The sequence below is a fragment of the Microtetraspora niveoalba genome (assembly GCF_001570405.1).
GTDB classification, from domain to species: Bacteria; Actinomycetota; Actinomycetes; order Streptosporangiales; family Streptosporangiaceae; genus Microtetraspora; species Microtetraspora niveoalba.
Window position 1 is genome coordinate 92641 of sequence record NZ_BBYM01000011.1, and the last position, 21689, is coordinate 114329.

Genomic DNA, 21689 nt, shown 5'->3' on the forward strand with positions numbered 1-21689 from the left:
CAGAGGGCAGGCGGCCCGACCGGTAGGGTTGGCCGCTATGCGGCTGGTCATCGCGCGGTGCAGCGTGGATTACGTGGGGAGGCTGACGGCCCATCTGCCCATGGCGCCCCGCCTCATCTTGGTCAAGGCGGACGGCAGCGTCTCCATCCACGCGGACGACCGGGCGTTCAAACCGCTCAACTGGATGAACCCCCCGTGCAAGCTGCGCGAGGAGGACGGCACCTGGACGGTCACGCACGGCAAGACCGGCGAGAAGCTCATCCTCACCATCGACGAGGTGCTGCACGACTCCAGCCACGAGCTGGGCGTCGACCCCGGGCTCCAGAAGGACGGCGTCGAGGCGCACCTGCAGGAGCTGCTCGCCGAGCACATCACCACGCTGGGCGACGGCTGGACGCTGGTCCGCCGCGAGTACATGACGGCCATCGGCCCGGTGGACATCCTCTGCCGCGACCACACGGGCGGCACGGTCGCCGTGGAGATCAAGCGCCGCGGTGAGATCGACGGCGTCGAGCAGCTCACCCGCTATCTGGAGCTGCTCAACCGCGACCCGCTGCTCGCCCCGGTGAAGGGCGTCTTCGCCGCGCAGGAGATCAAGCCCCAGGCCCGGGTGCTGGCCACCGACCGGGGCATCGACTGCGTCACGCTGGACTACGACGCGCTGCGCGGCATCGAGCCGGAGAACCCCACCCTCTTCTAACCGGCCCCCTGGCGTCGAGGCTCGGATCACCGGGCCGTACGCGACGGAATCCCGCGTGTCCACCGAACGGTGGACATCGGGATTCATTCGGTCAGAGGTGGGCAAGCGCCCAGCCGAAGTAGATCCTTGTGGCATGACAAATGCGATCGAGGTACGCGGGCTGACCAAACGGTACGGCGACGTGCAGGCGGTCAGCGGCATCGACCTCGACATCAGCCAGGGTGAGGTCTTCGCCATCCTCGGCCCCAACGGGGCGGGCAAGTCGACGACCGTCGAGATCCTCGAGGGGTACCGCAAACGGGACTCCGGCGAGGTCGCCGTGCTCGGCGTCGATCCCGCCCGGCCGACCCGGGAATGGCGGTCGCGCATCGGCATCGTCCTGCAGAGCGCGAACGACGCCGCCGAGCTGAGCGTGCGCGAGACGGTGCGCCACTTCGCGGGCTACTACCCGAACCCCAGGGACCCGGACGAGGTGATCGCCGCCGTCGGGCTCACGGAGAGCGCGAACAAGCGGGTCCGCCAGCTCTCCGGCGGGCAGCGGCGGCGGGTGGACGTCGCCCTCGGCGTCCTGGGCGACCCGGAGCTGATCTTCCTGGACGAGCCCACGACGGGGTTCGACCCCGAGGCGCGCCGGCAGTTCTGGGAGCTGATCGAAGGGCTGGCGCACAACGGCAGCACGATCGTGCTGACCACCCACTATCTGGACGAGGCCGAGGCGCTCGCCGACCGGGTCGCGGTGATCGCGGGCGGCCGGATCGTCGCGGAGGGCGAGCCCGCCACGCTCGGCGGCCGGGCCACCGCGAAGGCCGTCGTGACCTGGCAGGACGGCTCGGTCGAGACCGACACCCCGACCGAGACGGTCCTGGAGCTGAGCCGCCGCTACGAGGGAGAGGTCCCCGGCCTCGCCGTCGCCCGCCCCACGCTCGAAGACATCTATCTGAAGCTGATCGAGGCCCCCCGTGACTGACACCGCCACCGGCACCGCCCCCCGCCGTACGGCCGCCACGCGCGCGATGCCCTCCGCCCTGAAGCTGGGCCTGTCCCGCGGAGCGGTGGAGACGAAGATGTTCTTCCGCGAGAAGGACGCCGTCGTGTTCACCTTCGCCTTCCCGATCGTCCTGCTCATGTTGTTCGGGTCGATCTTCGCCGGCGACCTGGAGGGGACCGGGGTCACCGTCTCGCAGCTCTACACCGCCGGACTGATCGGGGCCGGCGTGATGGGCGCCGGCTTCCAGAACCTCGGCATCGGCATCGCGGGCGACCGCGACGACGGCACGCTCAAGCGGCTGGCCGGGACGCCGATGCCGCGCAGTGCCTACTTCATCGGCAAGATCATCAACGTGCTGGTCATCGCGTTCCTCGAAGTGGCGATCCTGCTCGCCATCGGGGTCGTGATGTACGACCTGGACCTGCCTTCCGAGGTGTCGAGCTGGGTCACGTTCGCCTGGGTGTTCGTGCTCGGCGTCACCGCCGCGGCGCTGCTGGGCACCGCGGCGAGCAGCCTGCCCCGCTCGGCCAAGAGCGCCGCCGCGGTCATCAGCATGCCGTTCGTGGTGCTGCAGTTCATCTCGGGGGTCTTCATCCCGTTCACCCAGATGCCCGAGTGGCTGATCAACATCGCCTCGGTGTTCCCGCTGAAGTGGATGTGCCAGGGGTTCCGCGCGGTGTTCCTCGGCGACGGCGGCGCCGCGCTGGAGCTGACGAAGTCGTACGAGCTGGGCCGGGTGGCCCTGGTCCTCGCCGCCTGGGTGATCGGGGGTCTGGTGCTGTGCCTGACGACCTTCCGCTGGAAGGGCCGCCGCGACGGATGAGCGCCGACCCCGTCGTGGCCCGGCGCCGGCTCGCCGCGCGCGGGAGCGGGCGGCCCAACGGCGAGGAGGGCCGCCACGCCTGGCAGGCGCTCCACGGCTGGGAGGCGCTGTACGGCGTGGCCCTGGCGGTCACGGTCGTGTTCCTGTTCTCCGACGACGACCTCACCGCGACCGCCAGGGGCGTCACGCTCGCGCTGCTCGGCGCATGCGTGGCCGGCTACCTCCTCATCGGCCGCCCCGCGATCAGGGAGGGCGACGAGAACGGCCGCCGTGCCCTGCTCTACCTGGGCCTGGCGATCGCATCCTTCGTGCCGGCCACGATCATCGCGCCCTCGTCGGCCATCGCGCTGTTCGCGCTGTGCCCGCAGGCGTTCATGCTCCTGCGCGACCGGTACGCCGTCGCGGTGGTCCTGGCCCTGAACGTCGCCCCCGTGGCGAGGCTCCTCACCGCCTCCGACGCGCACGGAAAGCTGGGCTTCGCCGGGACGATCCTGATCGGCCTGGTCTTCGCGGCGGTCTTCGGGCCGTGGATCAGCCGGATCATCACGCAGAGCGCGGAACGCGCGCGGCTCATCGAGGAGCTGTCCGCCAGCCGCGCCGAGATCGCCCGGCTGTCCGCCGAGCGCGGCGCGCTGGCGGAGCGAGAGCGGCTGGCCCGGGAGATCCACGACACCCTCGCGCAGGGGTTCACCAGCATCATCATGCTCGTCCAGGCCGCCGAGGCGCAGCCGGGGATGGCGGCCGGGTCACGCCATCTGGCGCTCGCCGCACAGACCGCCCGGGAGAACCTGGCGGAGGCGCGGGCCCTCGTCGCGGCGCTCGCCCCGGCACCGCTGGACGGCTCCACCCTGGACGAGGCGCTGCGACGGCTCACCGCGAGGCTGGGCGAGGAGCTGGGCGTCCAGGCGTCGTTCGCGGTCGGGGGCGTCTCGCGGGTGCTGCCCGCGAACACCGAGGTGGTGCTGGTGCGGGCGACGCAGGAGGCCCTGGCCAACGTCCGCAAGCACGCGGGCGCGTCGGCCGTCCGGGTCCGCCTCGCGTACGGGGCGGACGACGTGACGCTGGTCGTCCAGGACGACGGCCGCGGACTCGGCCACGACCCGGGCGCGGGGTACGGCCTGCGCTCCATGCGAAGCCGCGTGGAGCAGGAGGGCGGCGCGCTGACCGTGGCCACGACGTCGGCGACCGGCGCCTCGGCCGGAGCCGGAACGACCCTGACCGTGACCCTGCCCGTGCCGCCGGAAGCCGGCGCCCGAGATGGAGAGTGATCTTCCTGTGGTTCGCCTGATGATCGTGGACGACCATCCCGTCGTACGCGAGGGGCTGCGCGGCATGTTGGAGTCCGCCCCCGGCATCGACGTGGTCGGGGAGGCCGGGTCGGGTGACGAGGCCGTCGCGCGCGCCCGCGAGCTGCGGCCGGACGTCATCCTGATGGACCTGCGGATGCCGACGGGCGACGGGGTGAGCGCCACCACGCGGATCCTGGCGGACCGCCCCGAGAGCCGCGTGATCGTCCTGACCACGTACGAGACCGACCAGGACATCGTGCGCGCGGTGGAGGCGGGGGCGGCCGGCTACCTGCTCAAGGACATCTCCCGCGCCGACCTGCTCGCCGCCGTCGCGTCCGCGGTGCGGGGAGAGACGGTGCTGGCCCCGTCGGTCGCCACGAAACTCGTCACCCGGATGCGCGCACCCGTCGCGGAGTCGCTGTCCAGGCGCGAGGCGGAGGTGCTCTCGCTCGTCGCCCGGGGGCTGACGAACGCGGAGATCGGGGTCGAGCTGTTCATCAGCGAGGCCACGGTGAAGACCCACCTGCTCCGCGTCTTCGCGAAACTCGGCGTCTCCGACCGCACCGCGGCGGTCACCACCGCGCTCGGCCGCGGTCTCATCTGACGCTTACCCGCACCCCCGAAAGCCGCAAATCAAGATCGAACAGAGGGCCGACTTGACCGCCTTGTCAAGGAAATAGCCTTTCTTTCGGGTGCCCGAAAGCGCTAATTTATAGATACTTTCGCATAAAGGATCTTGCGTCCATAATGGTGGCTCCTGGGGGGCCATTGACGGCGCGAGGTGAAGTAGTGGTGGGACGGGAATACCGGGGGATGTCGGCCGAGCAACGGCTGGCCGACCGAAGAGAGCGGTTGATCACGGCCGCGTACACGCTGTTCGCCAATCCGGGCTTCCACGGCACGACGATCGAGCGGCTGTGCGCGACCGCCCGCATCTCCAACCGGGCGTTCTACGAGTGTTTCTCCGGCCGCGAGGACCTCATGCGCGCCGTCTACGAGCGGTGCGTGGACGAGACGCTCGCGTCCGTGTCGGCGGCCATCGAGCAGGCGCCGCCGACGCTGGACGACCGCATCGTCGCCGGCATCGGGGAGTACGTCCGGTTCGTGACCAGGGACGTGCGGCGCGCCCGCGTGATGCACGTGGAGGTCCGGCGCGCGGGGGACGTCCTCGGCAGCGCGCGGCAGCGCTCCGTGCTGGAGTTCAGCAAGGTGATAGAGCGCGCCGTCGACGACGTACGGCACCTGCCCCCGCTGGAGCCCCACCTGCTCGCGCTCGGGCTGATCGGAGCCATCACCGAGCTGCTCATCGAATGGGTCCTGTCCGACCCCTCGCCGCCCGTGGACCGGCTCGTCGCCACGGCGACCCACATCTTCCGCAGCTCGTTCGAGCTCTGACGCCGGGAGCGCCGCGCCGGCCGCCCGCCGTGACGGCCACCGGGAGCGCCGGGCTCCAGGGGCGAGGCGTCAGATCCACCCCATGTCCTGGGCGGCGCGGATCGCGGTGATGCGGTTCCCCGCCCCCAGCTTGCTGATGGCGTTGGACAGGTAGTTCCGGACGGTCCCCTCGGTGAGGTGCAGCGAGGCGGCGATCTGCGCGACCGACGCGCCCTTGGCCGCCAGGGCGAGGGCGTCGCGTTCCCGCTCGGTCAGGGGGTTGTCCCCCGCGGTCATGGCGGCGGCCGCCATCTCCGGATCGAGGTAGCGGCCCCCCGCGTGCACCTTGCGTATGGCGCGGGCCAGCTCCTCGGCCGACGCGTCCTTGGGCACGAACCCGCGGACCCCGGCCGCGAGCGCCCGCCGCAGGTATCCGGGCCGCCCGAAGCTGGTCAGGATCAGCATCGCCCGGCCGGGCATGCTCTCCGCCACGGACAACCCGTCCATGCCCGGCATCTCGACGTCCAGCACGAGCACGTCCGGCTCGTGCTCGCGTACGGCCGGGGCCACCAGGTCGCCCCTGCCGACCTGGGCGACGACCTCGATGTCGGCCTCCAGGCCGAGCAACATGGCGATCGCCTGCCGGATGAGCCGCTCGTCGTCGGCGAGCAGGACGCGGATCACGTTCCGGCCTCCGCGGAAAGCGGGGCGACCGCCCGCAGGACGAACTCCCCCGCACCGGTCGGCCGGGCGTCCAGCGTGCCGCCGACCGCCGCCAGGCGCTCGCCCAGCCCGGCCAGGCCGCTCCCGACGTCCTCGACGGCCCGCCGCGCGACGCCGTCGTTGCGCACCTCCAGCACCGCCTCCTCCTCCGAATGGCGCACGGTGATGTCGCATCGCGACGCCGAGCTGTGCCGGAGCACGTTCGTCGCCGCCTCGCGGATCACCCACGCGAACACCGGCGCCACCCCTTCCGGCACCTCCCGGTACGGCAGGTGGAGGCGGCAGCTCACGCCCGCCGCCTCCAGCACGCCGCGCACGGTCGCCAGCTCGGCGCCCAGGTCGAGCCGCCGATAGCCGCGCACCGTCTCGCGCAGTTCCCGCAACGCCGTACGGGCCAGGCCGCGGACCTCGGCCATCTCGTCCTTCGCCGCGTCCGCGTCGGCCGCGGACAGCCGTACGGCGAGCTCGCTCTTGACCGCGATGGCGGAGAGCTGGTGGCCGACCATGTCGTGCAGGTCGCGGGCGAAGCGCAGCCGCTCCTCGGCGACGGCCAGCCGCGCCTGGGCCTCACGCCCGGCGTGCGCCTCCTCGGCGAGCCGCCAGATCCACACCCAGAGCCGGTTGGTCCAGGGGAAGAGCGCGCACATCATCACGTAGTAGAAGCCCACGCCCACGGCCGCGCCGACGGTGCTCGGCACCTCCGAGAAGAAGGCGGGGTCGCTGCCGGCCAGCGTGGCGAAGACGGCCGGCGGGGTCACCACCACGGCCGTCCCGGCGCCGAGCAGCACCGCGGACTTCCGCGACACCCCGATCGCCGCGATCGACAACCAGGCCAGCGGCACGAACCCCCACCCCGTCATCTGGGCGCCGCCGGTCACCATGACGGCCAGCGCCAGGGCGCCCGACACCGCCCTCTCTCGCCGGGAGATGCCGTGGGAGAGGACCGCGCCCGTCATCCGGATGAAGAAGACGCTGAACACCACCAGCCCGGCGACGGCGAGCAGGGCGCGCTGCCACGCGAGGATCCCCAGGCCGAGCGCCCCCGCGCTGGTCAGGACGGCCAGGAACCAGGTAAGGATCAGTGTCCCGATCAGCACCCACCGGACGCCCCTGCGCGCGCCTCTCAGCCCGTCAGCCACCATTTACTCCACTTTATCGGCCTTTGACGACATCGAGGAGGCGGATCCGCGCGCCGGTCCGCAGCACCGCGCGCTCGTAGATCCGGGCGGCCAGCAGCGTGACGCCCACGACGGCCATGACCATCACGACGCCGGAGACCGCCACCTGCCAGAAGGGGGTCTCGGCCGCGGCCGCCCGCACCGGCATGACCATCGACGAGAACGGCGGGACGAACGACGCGATCGTGGCCACGGTCCCCGTGGGAGAGCTGACCGAGTAGAACGCCACGCCGTACGTCACCATCATGGTCATGGTCATCGGGGTCAGCACGTTGCCGACCTCCTCCTGCCGCGAGACGAGCGACCCCAGCGCAGCGGCGAAGGCCGCGAAGAAGAGGTAGCCGAGCACGAACCACACGAGCACGCCGACCACGATCCCGGCCATCCCCGGCGGGAAGTCGACCGCCAGCCCGGACGCCGTCGCGCCCACCAGTCCGGCGGCGACCACCGCGACCAGGTTGATCAGACCGACCAAGCCGAGCCCGACGATCTTGCCTCCGAGGAGCTGCCAGGGGCGCAGCGAGGTGAGCAGGATCTCGACGATGCGGCTGCTCTTCTCCTCGACCACGCCCATCGCGACCATCATCGGCGTACCGATGACCAGCATGAACAGGATGATCACCAGGACGACCGCGATGCCGGAACGGGTCTTCTGGTAGCGCGTGTCCGCGCCGACGGACTCCATCGCGAGCGGCGTGATCGTGACCCCGGCCGAGCCGATCTGGGCCTCGCGGTGGGCGCTCTGCAGCAGCAGGCCGAGCTCGTCGTCGATCGCGCCGTCGGTCAGCACCCTGGTGCCGCCGACGAGCGCGGCGTCCACGTCGCCGTCGAGCACGGCCTTCCTGGCCGCGCCCTCGTCCGCGTAGTCCTTCCACTCGACCTCGGTGTCGCCCCAGATCGGCAGCCGCTCGGAGGCCACCGCACCCACCCGGTACGAGTCCGGGCCGCCCATGACCTTGGGCGCGAACGAGACCGCCCCGACCAGCAGCACCATGATGACGAGGCCGACGATGAACCCCTTCGAACGCACCTGGGTCCGGACCTCGCGCCCGGCCACCTGCAACAGTCCGTTCACGCCACTGCCTCCTTGAAGATCTCGGTGAGCGTCGGCCGCTCCACCCCGAAGTGCTCGACCCGCCCCGCGCGCATCGCGGCACGCAGTACGCGCTGGTCGTCCTCGTCATCGGTGACCAGCACCTGACGGTCGCCCTCGACGGTCAGCTCGCCGGCCAGGCCCTCCGCCCACCCCGGCTCGGCGCCGGCGACGATCACCCGCAGCTTCCGCCCCTCGGCGGTCCGCAACTCGTCCACGGTGCCGCTCGCGACCATCCGCCCGGCGGAGATGATGCCGACCGAGTCGCACAGCCGCTCCACCAGGTCGAGCTGGTGACTGGAGAAGATCACCGGCACGCCGCCCCTGGCCCGCTCGCGCAGCGCCTCCGCCAGGGCGTCCACCGCGAGCGGGTCGAGCCCGGAGAACGGCTCGTCCAGGATGAGGACGTCCGGATCGTGGACCAGGGCCACGGCGAGCTGCACCCGCTGCTGGTTGCCCAGGGAGAGCGACTCGACCGCGTCCTTCGTACGCTCGGTCAGCCCGAGCCGCTCGACCAGCTCGCCGGTCGCCTTCCCCGCCGCCTCCGCCGAAAGGCCGTGCAGCCGCCCGAAGTACTCGATCTGCTCGGCGACCTTCATCTTCTGGTACAGGCCGCGTTCCTCGGGCATGTAGCCGAACCGCCGCCGCTCCGCGAAGCCGAGCGGGCCCCCCTTCCAGCGGACCTCACCCGAGTCGGCCTGGAGGACGCCCATCACGATCCGCATCGTGGTCGTCTTCCCCGCGCCGTTCGCCCCGACGAACCCGAACATCTCGCCCGGCCGTACGGCGAAGCTCACCCGGTCCAGGGCGACCTTGCCCGTCCCGAACGTCTTGCGCAGTTCCTGAGTCTCCAACATGCGACCGATCATTTCGCGGCCGGCCGCCTTCCAGAAGACGTCGATATCAGCCCTTCCGGATGACATCTGTCATATCGCCGGGCGGCAGGGCGACCCGCCACATGCCGGGCTTCCGGGGACACACGACGGTTGACCATGCTTGATCGATATTGGATAACTGAGTTCCGACAGGGGGAGTAGACCCGCACTGTAATGGAGCCGCCCATGACCGGCCCTGCCTCCCCGGCCCAGGTGGGCCGCGACGCGCAGTTACGGACCCTCCTCCGGGTGGCCGGCAGCCCACCCGCGGTGATCCTGGTCCAGGGTGAGGCGGGCATCGGCAAGACCCGCCTGGTCCACACGGCGATCGATCGGCTGCGAGCCGACCGCCGCACCGTGCTGCTCGGCCACTGCCACCAACTCAGGGAGCCGTTCCCGTACGGTCCGGTGTTCGACGCGCTGCGCCACGCCGCCGCCGCGCTGCCCGCCGGCGACCGGCTCAACCCGGTGACGGGGGCTCTGCGCGGTTACCTGCCGGAGCTCACCGGCCACCTGCCGCCCGTCCCCGCGCCGCCGCCGCTCGACGACGTGCACGCCGAGCGGCACCGGCTGTTCCGCGCGGTGCACGCGCTGCTCGCCGCCGCCGCGCCCGCGGTGCTCGTCGTCGAGGACCTGCACTGGGCCGACGACGGCACGCGCGACCTGCTGCGCTTCCTCACCGACCAGCCACCCGAGGGGCTGGCGCTGGTGGTGACGTTCCGCAGGGAGGACCTGCCCGTGCCCGGCCTGCCGTTCGGCCACGCCTACCGCCGCCGGCCCGGCGTGCGCAGCGAGGTGATCTCACTGGGCCCGCTCGACGTCGAGGCCGTGCGCAGCCTGACCAGCGCACTGCTCGGGGGCGCCCAGGTGCCGAAGGACTTCGCCGCCAGGCTGCACGAGCGCACGGCCGGAGTGCCGTTCGTGATCGAGGAGGTGGTGCGCTCGTTGCTCGACGACGAGGGCCGGTTACCCGGCGGCGAGGAGGCGCCCGAGATGCTCGACCGCATCCCCGTGCCGCTGCTGCTGCGCGAGGCGATGACCGAGCGGCTCGCCGGGTTCTCCCCCGCCGCCCTGCGCGCCGTCCGCGCGGCGGCCGTGCTCCGGACGCCCGCCGACGAACCGCTGCTCACCGCCGTGTCCGGAGTGGAGGGACCGGACGCGGACGCCCACGAGAGCGGCCTGTCGGAGGCGCTGAGGGCGGGCGTCCTGATCGAAGGCCCCGACGGCCAGTACGGCTTCAGGCACGCGCTCGCCCAGCAGGCCGCCTACGACGCCATCCCCGGGCCGGACCGGGGGCCCATCCACCGGCGGGCGATGGCCGCGCTCGCCGCGCTCGACCCGCCGCCGCTGGTCCAGCTCGCCTACCACGCCAGGCGGGCGGGCGACCTGGACGCCTGGCAGCGCCACGGTGAGGCGGCCGCCGGCCACGCCGCCGCCGTCGGGGACGCGCCGCTCGCGGTCGAGGTGCTCGAAGGGATGCTGGCCGACCCGAAGCTGCCGCGCGACGCCCGCGGTCCGCTCGCGCTGCGGCTGAGCAGGGTCGCCGTGATCGGCCTGTCGTACCGGCGTGTCGTGCGGCTGCTGCGGCACCTGCTGTCGGACGACTTCCTGTCCCGCCACGTCCGCGGTGAGGTGCGGCTCAACCTGGGCGTGCTGCTGGCGAACCAGGCGGGCGCCAACGCGGCGGGACGGCAGGAGATCCTCGCCTCGCTGCCCGACCTGCGCGACCGGCCCAATCTGGCCGCCCGCGGCCTGGCCCTGCTGGGGCTGCCCGCGTTCGGCGGCGAGCCGCTGGCCGACCACGAGGCGTGGATGGACGAGGCGGAGAGGCTGCTCGCGTCCGTCGAGGACCAGGACCCCGAGCTGGCGGCCGCCGTCCGGGCCAACAAGGTCAGCATGGCCATGCTGGTGGGCTCGCCCGACGCGTTCACGCTGGCCTCCGCGTTGCCGGAGAGCCATCCGTCGGCGGCGGTCCGCAGGCAGGCGGCGCGGGCGTACTCGAACCTGTGCGACGCGGCGATGGCACTCGGTCACTATCGCGCGGCCGAGAAGTTCGCGGCCGACAGCAGGAGGATCTCCGACGAGAGCGGCGCGCTCTACACGATGTACATGCTGGATATGTCGGCGATCAGGTTCGACTGGCTCACCGGACGGTGGAGGGGGCTGCGGGAGCGCGCGGCCGTGGCGGTGGAGGTAGCGGTGGAGGCGCCGCTGCTCGCCGTGGAGGCGCGGCTGGTGCTGGGTATGCTCGCGCTGGCCAGGGGCGAGTGGCAGGAGGCCGGAGAGCAGCTCGAAGCGACGGGCCTGCGCGACCGGGGCGGGGAGTTCATGCCCGCGACCATGCCGGCGTCCGCCGGCCTGATCCAGCTGCATCTGACCCGCGACGCGCTGGACACCGCGCTGTACGAGACCGAATGGGCGCTGAGCCGGCTGCGGCGCAAGGGCGTGTGGGTGTGGGGTGACCAGGTGGTCCCACCGGCGGTGGCGGCGCTGCTCAGGGCCGGGCGCGGGGACGAGGCGGCCGCCCTGGTGGCGGAGTACGCGGCGGGCATCGACGGCAGGACGGCGCCGGCCGCGCACGCGGCGCTCCGCCTGGCCCGCGGGCTGCTGGCCGAGCACGAGGGCGGGCGCGAGGAGGCGGCGGAACACTACGCGCGGGCGAGGGCGGCCTACGAGGGGATGCCCCGCCCGCACACGGCCGCGCGGGCCGCGGAGGCGGAGGCGGGCGCCCGGCTCGGCCTCGGCGAGCGCGAGGAGGCCGCCGGGCTCGTCACCGGCGCGGCCGAGCGGTACGAGGCGCTCGGCGCCACCCGCGACGCGGCGCGCTGCCGTCGCCTGCTTCGGGAGATCGGCGCGGCCGGACCCGCGCGCAGGACCAGGAAGGCGGGCGACGGCGTCCTTTCCCCCCGGGAGGCGGAGGTGGCCAGGCTGGTGGCCCTGGGCCGCACCAACAGGGAGATCGCCGAGGTGCTGTTCCTGTCCCGCCGCACGGTGGACACCCACGTCGCCCGGGTGCTGCGCAAGCTCGGCGTACGCACCCGCAACGACGTGCGCGGGCCCCGGCCGGACGACCGGCCGGGGCCCGCGACCGACTACTAGCCGGCGTCAGAGGGTGATGCTCCAGGAGTCCAGGGTGCCCTGGTAACCGAGGTAGACGTCCTCGATGTCGAGCACCCACGTGCCGGACGCGTTCTGGTTCACCGGGACCGAGAAGGTCCTGGTGCCGTACGGGGTGCAGGTGGTGCCGCCGTAGGCGTCCACGACGTACCAGGTGCCGTTGGGCCCGCGGAGCCAGATGTCCAGGTCCTCGGCACAGGCGTGGCTGATGGTGAGGGAGAGCTTGACCGGCGACACCGCCGCGCCCGACGCCGTCGAGGTGATCGTGCTCTGCGCGTTCGACCAGTCCCGGATGGCGACGCGGGTGTTGTTGGTGAACGTCCTGCCGCCCGTGGTGCCCTGAACGGTCAGCGCGTACGTGGTGGTGCGGGTTCCGGTCTCACCGGTGCCCGTCACCGTCACCGTGTACGAGCCGGCCGGCGTGGTGGCCGAGGTCGAGATCGTCAGGGTGGACGAACCGCCCGAGGTCACCGACTGCGGGGAGAACGAGGCCGTTGCTCCCGTCGGAAGGCCGCTCGCGGAGAGGTTCACCGTCTGCGCGGTGCCCGCCGTGGTGGTCGTGCCGATCGTGGAGGTGGCCTGCGCGCCCGCGTTCACCGTGCCGGCCGCCGGGTTCGCGGAGACCGAGAAGTCGCGCGTCGGCGGCGTGGTGGTGCCGACCGACTGCTTCCAGACCGCGTACATGGCCGCGTCGGCCGCCCGGTCGAGGACGGTGTCGTTGATGTTGCTGGTGGTGTCGCACGAGGAGTGATAGCAGGAGTCGTACGCCCGGTTCGCCGTGCCGCCCCACTTGGCCGCCTGCGCCGTCGTCTTGGTGTCGCTCGCGCCGGCCGCCACGCCGGAGCTGGCGATGCCCGCGTTGCTGAAGGAGGCGTCGTCGGAGCGGTTGGCGCCCTCGGTGTTCTCCTCGGGCTGGAGGCTCAGCTTGTCGTAGAACTCCTTCAGGTACTGCGCGCCGGTGGTGGTGATGTTGTTGATGAAGTAGCCGCCGTTGGGCGAGCCCACCATGTCGTAGTTGTAGTAGACCTTGATCTTCGACCGCTCCGTGGAACTGAGCGAGTTGACGTAGAACGCGGAGCCGTTCAGGCCCTGCTCCTCGTCGGTCCACCAGCCGAACCGCACATGCTTGGCCAGATCGGGGTTCTTGCTCGCCAGGGTGAGCGCGACCTCCAGCAGGGCGGCCGAGCCCGAGCCGTTGTCGTTGATGCCGGGTCCGGCGGAGACGCTGTCGAGGTGGGCGCCGGACATGATGACCTGGTTCTCGTCACCGCCCGGCCAGTCGGCGATCAGGTTCGGGCCCGCGCCGCTGGTGCAGCGCGAGGTGCAGCTCTGCCTGGTCACGGTGTAGCCGGCGGCCTTCAGCTTGTCCTCGACGTACTGCACCGACTGCAGGTAGCCGTTGCCGGTGGACCTGCGGTTGCCGCCGTTGCTCGTGGCGATGGTCTGGAACTGCGTCAGATGGCTCTTGACGTTGGTGAGGCTGACGTCCGGCGGCTCACTGCCGCCCGGCCCCTGCCCCACCTGCAGGCCGTACGTGGTGCTGTGCGAGGTCGAGCCGGTCCCCGTCACCGTGATCTGGTACGACCCCTGCGCGGTGGAGGAGCCGACGGACAGCGTCAGCGTCGAGGAGCCGCCCGACGTCACCGACGACGGGTTGAAGGACGCCGTGACGCCGCTGGGCAGGCCGGACGCGGAGAGGGTGACCGTCTGGGCGGAGCCCGAGGTGGTCTGCGTGTTCACCGTGACCGTCGCCTGCCCGCCGGGCTGCGCGCTGCCCGACGTCGGGGTGAGCGTGAGCGAGAAGTCGCCGGTGGCGGTGCCGCAGGCGGGCTCGTTCGACGCCGCGGCCACGCTGACCGCGCTCCACGCCGCCTTGGTGGTGGTGCACTCGGGGCTGTTCGCGCCGAACAGCTCGATGGCCGCCGCCACGGACGCGGCGCGGACGTTGGTGTAGCGCCAGGTGGACGTCTTGCGGTTCAGCGCGCCCATGAAGATCTTGCCGGCGTTCTGGATGCCGACGCCGGTCACCGACGAGGGCCCGCCGGAGCAGATCGGGCTGGACGGCTTGCCGCCGCCGGGGTTGCTGCCCTCGGCGAGCAGGTAGAACCAGTGGTTCAGCGGCCCGGCCGCCGAGTGGACCTCGGTGTTCGGGATCGAGGACGAGTAGCAGTTCGGGTCGCTGAGCGCGCCCGGGTTGTACATGTTGCGGATCGGGCCGTCGCCGACGAGGTCGACCTCCTCGCCGACCAGGTAGTCCGGCGGGTCGTTCGGGTTGTTCGCGTAGTGCTCGGTCAGCACGCCGAAGATGTCGCCGGTGGCCTCGTTGAGCCCGCCGTTCTCGTTGCCGGAGCCCGCGCCGCCCGACGTGGTCTGGAAGATCGCGTGGCCGAACTCGTGCGCGACGACGTCGATGGGGGTCGCCTGCCGGGCGTTGTCCTGACTGTGGCCGAAGTTGGTGTAGCTGCCGTTCCAGTACGCGTTGACGTCGTTGAGCCCGACGCGGGCCGGGAAGCCCCTGCCGCTGCCGTTGATGCCGTTGCGGCCGAGCCAGTCGCGCAGCATGTCCCACTCGCGCTGCACGCTGTAGAGGGCGTCCACGCAGGCCGTCTCCAGGTTGGTGCCCGAGCCGTTGCCCCACGCGTCGTCGGTGCCGGTGTAGGCCGAACCGGTCTGGCCGCCGCACTGGATGCCGGGCCTGCTCGTGTCGGTCATCGAGTACGAGGTGCCCGAACCGCTCGTGCCGATGGTGACCTGACCGTAGTAGTAGCCGTTGCCCGTGCCCTCGCGGACCAGGTCGTAGGAGTCGGCGACCTCGCCGGTGCGGGCGTCCACGAAGACGTGCTGGACGCTGGGCCTGCCGTCGGCCAGTCCGGAGACGGTCGCCTCCCACGCGAGCCGCGGCTTGTCGCCCCACGCCAGCACGACCAGGCGCGGCTCGGCCGAGTCGTCCACGCGGGACAGCCTGGACTTCGCCGCCTCGACGGCCCGGGTGGCGCTGATCTCGGGCTTGGTCGGCACGGCGGCCTTGATCGGTCCCGTCGCCGCCACGGTGTCGCGGACGTGCCCCGCGGCATCGGTCACGACGACCGCGTCGCCGCCGACCATCGGCAGTCCCTTGTACGTGCGCTCATAGGCGACGAAGTACATGTCGCCCGCGCTCGGTGTCACCGCCGTGCGGCGGTACGCCTCGTCGGGTCCCCTGCCGAGGTCGTCGAGCCCGTTGGCGACGGCCTTGTCCGCCACCGCCGCGGCGAGCGACGCCGGGTCCGCGGCGGCGACCACCGCCGGGTCCGCGGTGATTCGTTCGGGGGCCCTGTACCGGTCCTTCCCGGGTCCGGGAGGGGCGGCGCCGGCGGGTGAGGCCAGCAGAGCCATCGACGCGGCGGTCGCCACGCCGACGGCGGCCGCGAGTAAGCGTTTCACGCTGTCGTGCTCCTTTCGGCGGCTTCCCCGGGCCCGGCCACCGGTGAGCCCGCGCCGGACGGCGCGGGCCGGGGGCACGCGGTGACGAGACGGGGAATCGGGGGGTGAAAGAACATGACGACGAGGTGAGCGAACGGTTTCGCACCTCGTTGCCGCCAGACGCTAAGCGCCGTGCCGCCGCGTGGAAATCCGTATGGGCATCGGTAAGCGATACCGATAATTCGCCGGCCCTGGTCACGGTGATCGAACCATGACGGGGCGCGTGCGGTCCGAACGTGAGACCGCGGGCAGGGGGGAGCCCCCCGAGAGCGAGGATCGCGCCTCCGGACGGCCGGGGGCGCACCGTTACGCTGGCCGGTATGACGCGTGCTGACAACGACAAACCGGTCGTCCTGTCCAAGATCTACACGAAGACCGGTGACGACGGGACCACCACTCTCGGCGACATGAGTCGTACGACCAAGACCGATCCCCGGCTGGCCGCCTACGCCGACGTGGAGGAGGCCAACGCCGCGCTCGGCGTCGCGCTCGCCACCAAAGAGCTGCCCGGGGACATCCCGGCCGTCCTCCGCCGCGTGCAGAACGAGCTCTTCGACCTCGGCGCCGACCTGTGCGCTCCTGTCAAGGAGAACCCGGAATATCCTCCGCTGCGGGTGGAGGAGTCCTACATCACCTGGCTGGAGGAGCAGTGTGACCGGTTCAACGCCGACCTGAAGCCGCTGCGCAGCTTCATCCTGCCCGGCGGCACACCGGGCGTCGCCTTCCTGCACCTCGCCCGTACGACCGTCCGCCGGGCCGAGCGGTCCGCCTGGGCCGCGCTCGAGGCCCACGACGACGTGAACCCGCTCGCCGCGAAGTACCTCAACCGGTTGTCGGACCTGCTGTTCATCCTGTGCCGCGTCGCCGCCGCCGGCCAGGAGATCCTCTGGGTCCCCGGCGCCTCACGCCACTGAAGGCGCCCCGAGAGCCCGCGCGAGCACCATCAACGATTACGGCGCCCGGCCATCACGCGAGGGGCGCGGCGGTGTCTGGCCTGAGGAACGAGTGGGGAGCGAGGGACGAGCGACCCCGCGAGGGGTGAGCGACTCCGCGAGGGGCGCGGCGGTGTCTGGACTGAGGAACGAGCGGGCGAGGAACGAGTCCCGAGTGACGAGGGAAGACACCGACTGAAGGCGCCCCCGAGCCCGCGCGAGCGAAGCGAGCGCAAATAAGCTACGCAGCGTCGAGGTAGGCGCTGGGTGGGGCGGATTCGAGCCAGGCGAGGAAGCCGGTCAGGGCGTCCTCGCTCATGGCGAGGACGAACGGGCCGCGCTCCGCGGAGAACTCGACGGCCCAGTAGCCTTCCGGTCCCTCGCCGCTGCCGAGCCTTCTCCTCCGGGAAACCGTGAGGCCGCGCCTCGCGATTGCGTGGCGCGGCCTCAGGCGGAGTCCGAAGAACGGGATCCAGTGGAGCTCTCCCCCGGCGTAGCGGGCTACTCCGGCTTTCCAGCCCTGGTTTCCCGTGCGTACCCGGCAGACGACAGTGCCCCGGCTGAAAGCCAGGGCGACACCGCGTACGACGAGGAGGGCAGCGACAAGGGATACGCCTGCGAGAACGTCCAGCGCCGTCATCGCCGCCCTCCTTCACACAAGAATCAAACCTCTTCCCCGGCCGCACGCAGCCGGGCTCTGGCACGCTTGGCCGCGAGCCGGATGTCCGCGTCCTCCTGGCCGGCCTCGATCGAGGACTGCGCCCTCTGGAGGGCGTCCCTCGCGGCCGCGACGTCGACCTCGGAGCCGAGCTCGGCCGCCTCGGCCAGGATCGACACATCGTTGCTCGCGACCGAGATGAACCCGCCGTGAACAGCGGCGACGAGGTCGCTCTCGCCACCGCGCTTGACGCGAAGCACACCGCCCTCGACGAGGACGCCGAGCACAGGAGCGTGTCCCGGCATAATACCGATCTCGCCGTCCACGGTCTTCGCAATCACCATGTCGGCCTCGCCCGACCAGATCTCACGTTCCGGCGACACGACGCCAACGCGAAGCTTTGCCACTTCTGGCTCCCTTTCGATAGACGCCTGTACGGCTCACGCGGAGCCGCACAGGCGTCGGAGGCGTCGTCTTAGCGCTCGAGTTCCTTCGCCTTGGCGATGGCCTGTTCGATGCCGCCGACCATGAAGAACGCCTGCTCGGGGAGGTGGTCGTACTCACCGGCGCAGAGGCCCTTGAAGGAGGCGATGGTCTCGTCCAGCGGCACGAACTCGCCCGGCTGGCCGGTGAACGCCTCGGCGGCGTACATCGGGTGGGAGAGGAACCGCTCGATGCGGCGGGCCCGGTTGACCGTGACCCGGTCCTCTTCGGAGAGCTCGTCGATGCCCAGGATGGCGATGATGTCCTGCAGCTCCTTGTACTTCTGCAGGATCCGCTTGGTCTCCTGGGCCACCGCGTAGTGCTCGTCGCCGACGACCTGCGGGTCGAGGATCCGCGAGGAGGAGTCGAGCGGGTCCACCGCGGGGTAGATGCCCTTCTCCGAGATCGGACGGGAGAGCACCGTCTGGGCGTCGAGGTGCGCGAACGCGTTGTGCGGCGCCGGGTCGGTGATGTCGTCGGCGGGCACGTAGATCGCCTGCATGGAGGTGATCGAGTGACCGCGGGTCGAGGTGATGCGCTCCTGGAGGACACCCATCTCGTCGGCCAGGGTCGGCTGGTAACCCACCGCGGACGGCATACGGCCGAGCAGGGTGGACACCTCGGAACCGGCCTGGGTGAACCGGAAGATGTTGTCGATGAAGAGGAGCACGTCCTGCTTCTGGACGTCGCGGAAGTACTCCGCCATCGTCAGAGCGGACAGGGCGACCCGCAGACGGGTGCCCGGGGGCTCGTCCATCTGGCCGAAGACGAGCGCGGTGTCCTTGAGGACGCCGGCCTCGTCCATCTCCAGCCAGAGGTCGTTGCCCTCGCGGGTGCGCTCGCCGACGCCCGCGAACACCGAGGTGCCCGAGAACTTCAGCGCGACGCGGCGGATCATCTCCTGGATCAGAACGGTCTTGCCGACGCCCGCGCCGCCGAACAGACCGATCTTTCCACCCTTCACGTACGGCGTGAGCAGGTCGATGACCTTGATGCCGGTGGGCAGCATCTCGGTGCGCGACTCGAGCTGGTCGAACGCCGGGGACGGACGGTGGATGCCCCACTTCTCGGTGACCTGGAGCGACGCGGTCGGCACGTCCAGGGACTCGCCGAGGGCGTTCCAGACGTGGCCCTTGACGACGTCGCCGACGGGCACCGAGATCGGCGCGCCGGAGTCGGTCACCGCGGCGCCGCGGACGAGGCCGTCGGTGGGCTGCATGGAAATCGCCCGGACCAGGTTGTCACCCAGGTGCTGGGCGACCTCCATGGTCAGGGTCTTGGTCTCGCCACCCATGGTGACGTCGACGTTCAGCGCGTTGTAGATGTCCGGCATCGCCTCGACGGGGAACTCCACGTCGACGACGGGACCCTTGACGCTCGCCACGCGACCAACGGTGGCCACGGCGGTCTCAACAGTCATTGTGGTTACTCACTCTTTCCCCGCTGCGGCGTCAGCGAGCGCGTTGGCGCCACCGACGATCTCGCTGATTTCCTGGGTGATCTCAGCCTGCCGAGCCTGGTTCATCTGCATGGTGAACACGCGGATGAGCTCGTTGGCGTTGTCGGTCGCCGACTTCATGGCCCGGCGTCGCGACGCCTCCTCCGACGCCGCGGACTGGAGCAGCGCGCTGAAGATGCGCGACTCGACGTACCGCGGGAGCAGCGAGTCGAGCACCTCGGCGGCGTTCGGCTCGAACTCGAAGTACGGCGGGATCGTGTCGTCGGACTCGGCCTCCGACTCGACGACCTCCAGCGGCAGGATGCGCCTGACCACGACGTTCTGCGTGAGCATCGAGACGAACTCGGTGGAGACGATGTGGATCTCGTCGATCCCGTTCTCCTCCTTGAACGACTCGATCAGCGTGTCGGCGATGGTCTTGGCGTCGGCGTACGACGGCCGGCGCGAGAAGCCCTCCCAGCGACCGCCCATCTCGCGGCCGCGGAAGGTGTGCCACGTGACACCCTTGCGGCCGACGACGAACGGAACGGCCTGGATGCCGCGCTCCTCCAGGAGGCCCCGCAGGGCCTCCGCCTCACGGAGGACGTTGGCGTTGAAGCCGCCGCAGAACCCGCTGTCGCTGGTGAGGATCAGCACGCCCGCGCTGGTCGGCTTCTCCTTCTCGACGGTCAGCGGGTGGTCGACGCTCGCCGTGTTGCTGACGACGCCGGACACCGCCCGCGTGATCTCCTGCTCGTACGGCACCGCCGCCTGCATGCGCTGCTGCGCCTTGACGATGCGCGACGAGGCGATGAGCTCCTGCGCGCGGGTGATCTTCGCGGTGGACTTGACCGACGTGATCCGCCGCCGCAGCAATCTCAGCTGGGCACCCATGGGTTACTTCTTCTCGGACTTGCGGACGTGCTTGACGATCTTCTCCTGGCCGACCTCGCCGGCCTCGAGCGCCTCGACCGGCACGTCCCTGACCAGCAGTTCGCCGGACGAGGTCGTGAAGCCCTTCTTGAACTCGGTGATCGCGTCCTTGAGGCCCGTGATCGCGTCGTCCGAGAGCTCCTTGGTCTCGCGGATGCCGTCGAACACGCCCTTGTGCTGGCTGCCGAGGTAGTCGAGGAACTCGCTCTCGAAGCGGCGGATGTCCTCGACCGGGACGTCGTCCAGCTCACCGGTGGTACCGGCCCAGATGGAGACGACCTCCTGCTCGACCGGGTAAGGGCTGTACTGCGGCTGCTTGAGCAGCTCGACCAGGCGCTGGCCACGCTCGAGCTGGGCCTTGGAGGCGGCGTCGAGGTCGGAGGCGAACGCGGCGAACGCCTCCAGGTCGCGGTACTGGGAGAGCGCCAGACGGAGCGTGCCGGCGACCTTGCGCATGGCCTTGGTCTGCGCGGAGCCACCGACTCGGGAGACCGACACACCGACGTTGATGGCGGGGCGCACACCGGCGTTGAACAGGTCGGTCTCGAGGAAGACCTGGCCGTCGGTGATCGAGATGACGTTGGTCGGGATGAACGCCGACACGTCGTTGCCCTTGGTCTCGATGATCGGCAGGCCGGTCATCGAGCCGGCGCCCATGTCGTCGGAGAGCTTGGCGCAGCGCTCCAGCAGACGCGAGTGCAGGTAGAAGACGTCACCCGGGTACGCCTCGCGGCCCGGCGGGCGGCGCAGCAGCAGCGAGACGGCGCGGTAGGCGTCGGCCTGCTTGGTCAGGTCGTCGAAGATGATCAGGACGTGCTTGCCCTGGTACATCCAGTGCTGACCGATGGCGGAGCCGGTGTACGGAGCGATGTACTTGAAGCCCGCGGGGTCGGACGCCGGAGCGGCGACGATGGTGGTGTACTCCATCGCGCCCGCCTCCTCGAGGCGGCCCTTCACCTGGGCGATGGTGGAGCCCTTCTGGCCGACGGCGACGTAGACGCACCGAACCTGACGGCTCGGGTCACCGGAGAGCCAGTTCTCCTTCTGGTTGATGATCGTGTCGACGGCGATCGCGGTCTTGCCGGTGCCACGGTCACCGATGATCAGCTGGCGCTGGCCGCGGCCGATCGCGGTCATGGCGTCGATCGCCTTGATGCCGGTGGCGAGGGGCTCCTTGACCGGCTGGCGCTGCACGACCGAGGGGGCCTGCAGCTCCAGGGCGCGCAGGCCCTCGGCCTCGATCGTGCCCTTGCCGTCCAGCGGGTTGCCCAGCGGGTCGACCACGCGGCCGAGGTAGTTGTCGCCGACGGGAACGGAGAGGACCTCGCCGGTGCGGCGGACCTGCTGCCCTTCCTCGATCTTGCTGAAGTCGCCCAGGATAACGACACCGATCTCCCGGACGTCCAGGTTCAGTGCCAGGCCACGCGTGCCGTCCTCGAACTCGAGCAGCTCGTTCGCCATCGTCGAGGGCAGGCCGGAGACATGGGCGATGCCGTCGCCACAGTCGACGACGGTCCCGATCTCCTCGCGCGCGGCACCTTCCGGCTCGTACGCCTGGACGAAGCGCTCAAGCGCGTCCCGGATCTCGTCCGGCCGGATCGTAAGCTCCGCCATCTCTCTTCT

Annotated in this window: 18 protein-coding genes; 8 read left to right on the top strand and 10 right to left on the bottom strand. The window is 71.1% G+C overall.

What is annotated here, in order from left to right; all coding sequences use genetic code 11:
* Positions 1-37 precede the first annotated feature (37 nt).
* From nucS to AWQ70_RS11775, 6 genes are all read left to right on the top strand, one after another.
* Positions 38-700, top strand: a complete 663-nt coding sequence (gene nucS, locus AWQ70_RS11750; protein ID WP_067174218.1) for an endonuclease NucS — start codon at positions 38-40, stop codon at positions 698-700.
* A 133-nt stretch (positions 701-833) separates the two neighbouring features.
* On the top strand, positions 834-1667 hold the full coding sequence (locus tag AWQ70_RS11755; protein WP_067174221.1) for an ABC transporter ATP-binding protein: 834 nt from the start codon (positions 834-836) through the stop codon (positions 1665-1667).
* Positions 1660-2511: an ABC transporter permease gene (locus AWQ70_RS11760; protein WP_245646915.1), complete on the top strand. Its 852-nt coding sequence runs from the start codon at positions 1660-1662 to the stop codon at positions 2509-2511. Before AWQ70_RS11755 ends, AWQ70_RS11760 begins: the two co-directional genes overlap by 8 nt.
* Positions 2508-3779: an ATP-binding protein gene (locus tag AWQ70_RS11765; protein ID WP_084516868.1), complete on the top strand. Its 1272-nt coding sequence runs from the start codon at positions 2508-2510 to the stop codon at positions 3777-3779. Before AWQ70_RS11760 ends, AWQ70_RS11765 begins: the two co-directional genes overlap by 4 nt.
* A 7-nt stretch (positions 3780-3786) precedes the next feature.
* A complete protein-coding gene (locus AWQ70_RS11770; RefSeq protein ID WP_067174223.1) occupies positions 3787-4404 on the top strand; it encodes a response regulator in 618 nt (205 codons plus the stop codon).
* A gap of 185 nt (positions 4405-4589) precedes the next feature.
* Entirely contained in the window at positions 4590-5195 is a 606-nt protein-coding gene (locus tag AWQ70_RS11775) for a TetR/AcrR family transcriptional regulator (RefSeq protein ID WP_245646916.1), read from the top strand.
* 69 nt (positions 5196-5264) lie between these two features.
* On the opposite strand, the gene AWQ70_RS11780 is transcribed toward AWQ70_RS11775, so the two are convergent.
* From AWQ70_RS11780 to AWQ70_RS11795, 4 genes are read right to left on the bottom strand one after another with little or no spacing between them, the layout of a single operon-like run.
* On the bottom strand, positions 5265-5858 hold the full coding sequence (locus AWQ70_RS11780) for a response regulator transcription factor (protein ID WP_067174228.1): 594 nt from the start codon (positions 5856-5858) through the stop codon (positions 5265-5267).
* Positions 5855-7039, bottom strand: a complete 1185-nt coding sequence (locus AWQ70_RS11785; RefSeq protein ID WP_084516871.1) for a sensor histidine kinase — start codon at positions 7037-7039, stop codon at positions 5855-5857. The genes AWQ70_RS11780 and AWQ70_RS11785 overlap by 4 nt, the downstream gene beginning before the upstream one ends.
* Positions 7040-7049: 10 nt before the next feature.
* Positions 7050-8150, bottom strand: coding sequence for an ABC transporter permease (locus AWQ70_RS11790; protein ID WP_067174232.1), 1101 nt, complete (start codon positions 8148-8150; stop codon positions 7050-7052).
* A complete protein-coding gene (locus tag AWQ70_RS11795; protein WP_157530016.1) occupies positions 8147-9025 on the bottom strand; it encodes an ABC transporter ATP-binding protein in 879 nt (292 codons plus the stop codon). The genes AWQ70_RS11790 and AWQ70_RS11795 overlap by 4 nt, the downstream gene beginning before the upstream one ends.
* A 204-nt stretch (positions 9026-9229) precedes the next feature.
* Between AWQ70_RS11795 and AWQ70_RS11800 the strand changes: the two genes are divergently transcribed.
* Positions 9230-12142, top strand: a complete 2913-nt coding sequence (locus AWQ70_RS11800; protein ID WP_067174236.1) for a helix-turn-helix transcriptional regulator — start codon at positions 9230-9232, stop codon at positions 12140-12142.
* A 6-nt stretch (positions 12143-12148) separates the two neighbouring features.
* On the opposite strand, the gene AWQ70_RS11805 is transcribed toward AWQ70_RS11800, so the two are convergent.
* Positions 12149-15583 (bottom strand): M28 family peptidase, encoded by a 3435-nt coding sequence (locus tag AWQ70_RS11805; protein ID WP_067174239.1) that lies wholly within the window; start codon positions 15581-15583, stop codon positions 12149-12151.
* Positions 15584-15942: 359 nt separating this feature from the next.
* On the opposite strand from AWQ70_RS11805, the gene AWQ70_RS11810 reads away from it, so the two are divergent.
* A complete protein-coding gene (locus AWQ70_RS11810) occupies positions 15943-16536 on the top strand; it encodes a cob(I)yrinic acid a,c-diamide adenosyltransferase (RefSeq protein WP_067174242.1) in 594 nt (197 codons plus the stop codon).
* 259 nt (positions 16537-16795) lie between these two features.
* On the opposite strand, the gene AWQ70_RS11815 is transcribed toward AWQ70_RS11810, so the two are convergent.
* The 5 genes from AWQ70_RS11815 to atpA form a co-directional block, all read right to left on the bottom strand.
* Positions 16796-17194, bottom strand: coding sequence for a DUF2550 domain-containing protein (locus tag AWQ70_RS11815; RefSeq protein WP_067174244.1), 399 nt, complete (start codon positions 17192-17194; stop codon positions 16796-16798).
* A 23-nt stretch (positions 17195-17217) separates the two neighbouring features.
* Entirely contained in the window at positions 17218-17619 is a 402-nt protein-coding gene (locus tag AWQ70_RS11820; RefSeq protein WP_067174247.1) for a F0F1 ATP synthase subunit epsilon, read from the bottom strand.
* Positions 17620-17687: 68 nt separating this feature from the next.
* Positions 17688-19115: a F0F1 ATP synthase subunit beta gene (atpD, locus tag AWQ70_RS11825; RefSeq protein WP_067174250.1), complete on the bottom strand. Its 1428-nt coding sequence runs from the start codon at positions 19113-19115 to the stop codon at positions 17688-17690.
* Positions 19116-19124: 9 nt separating this feature from the next.
* The gene (locus AWQ70_RS11830; protein ID WP_067174253.1) at positions 19125-20027 is read right to left on the bottom strand and encodes a F0F1 ATP synthase subunit gamma; all 903 of its coding nucleotides are present in this window, start codon (positions 20025-20027) and stop codon (positions 19125-19127) included.
* A gap of 3 nt (positions 20028-20030) precedes the next feature.
* Entirely contained in the window at positions 20031-21680 is a 1650-nt protein-coding gene (gene atpA / locus AWQ70_RS11835; RefSeq protein WP_067174256.1) for a F0F1 ATP synthase subunit alpha, read from the bottom strand.
* Between the last annotated feature and the right edge of the window lie 9 nt (positions 21681-21689).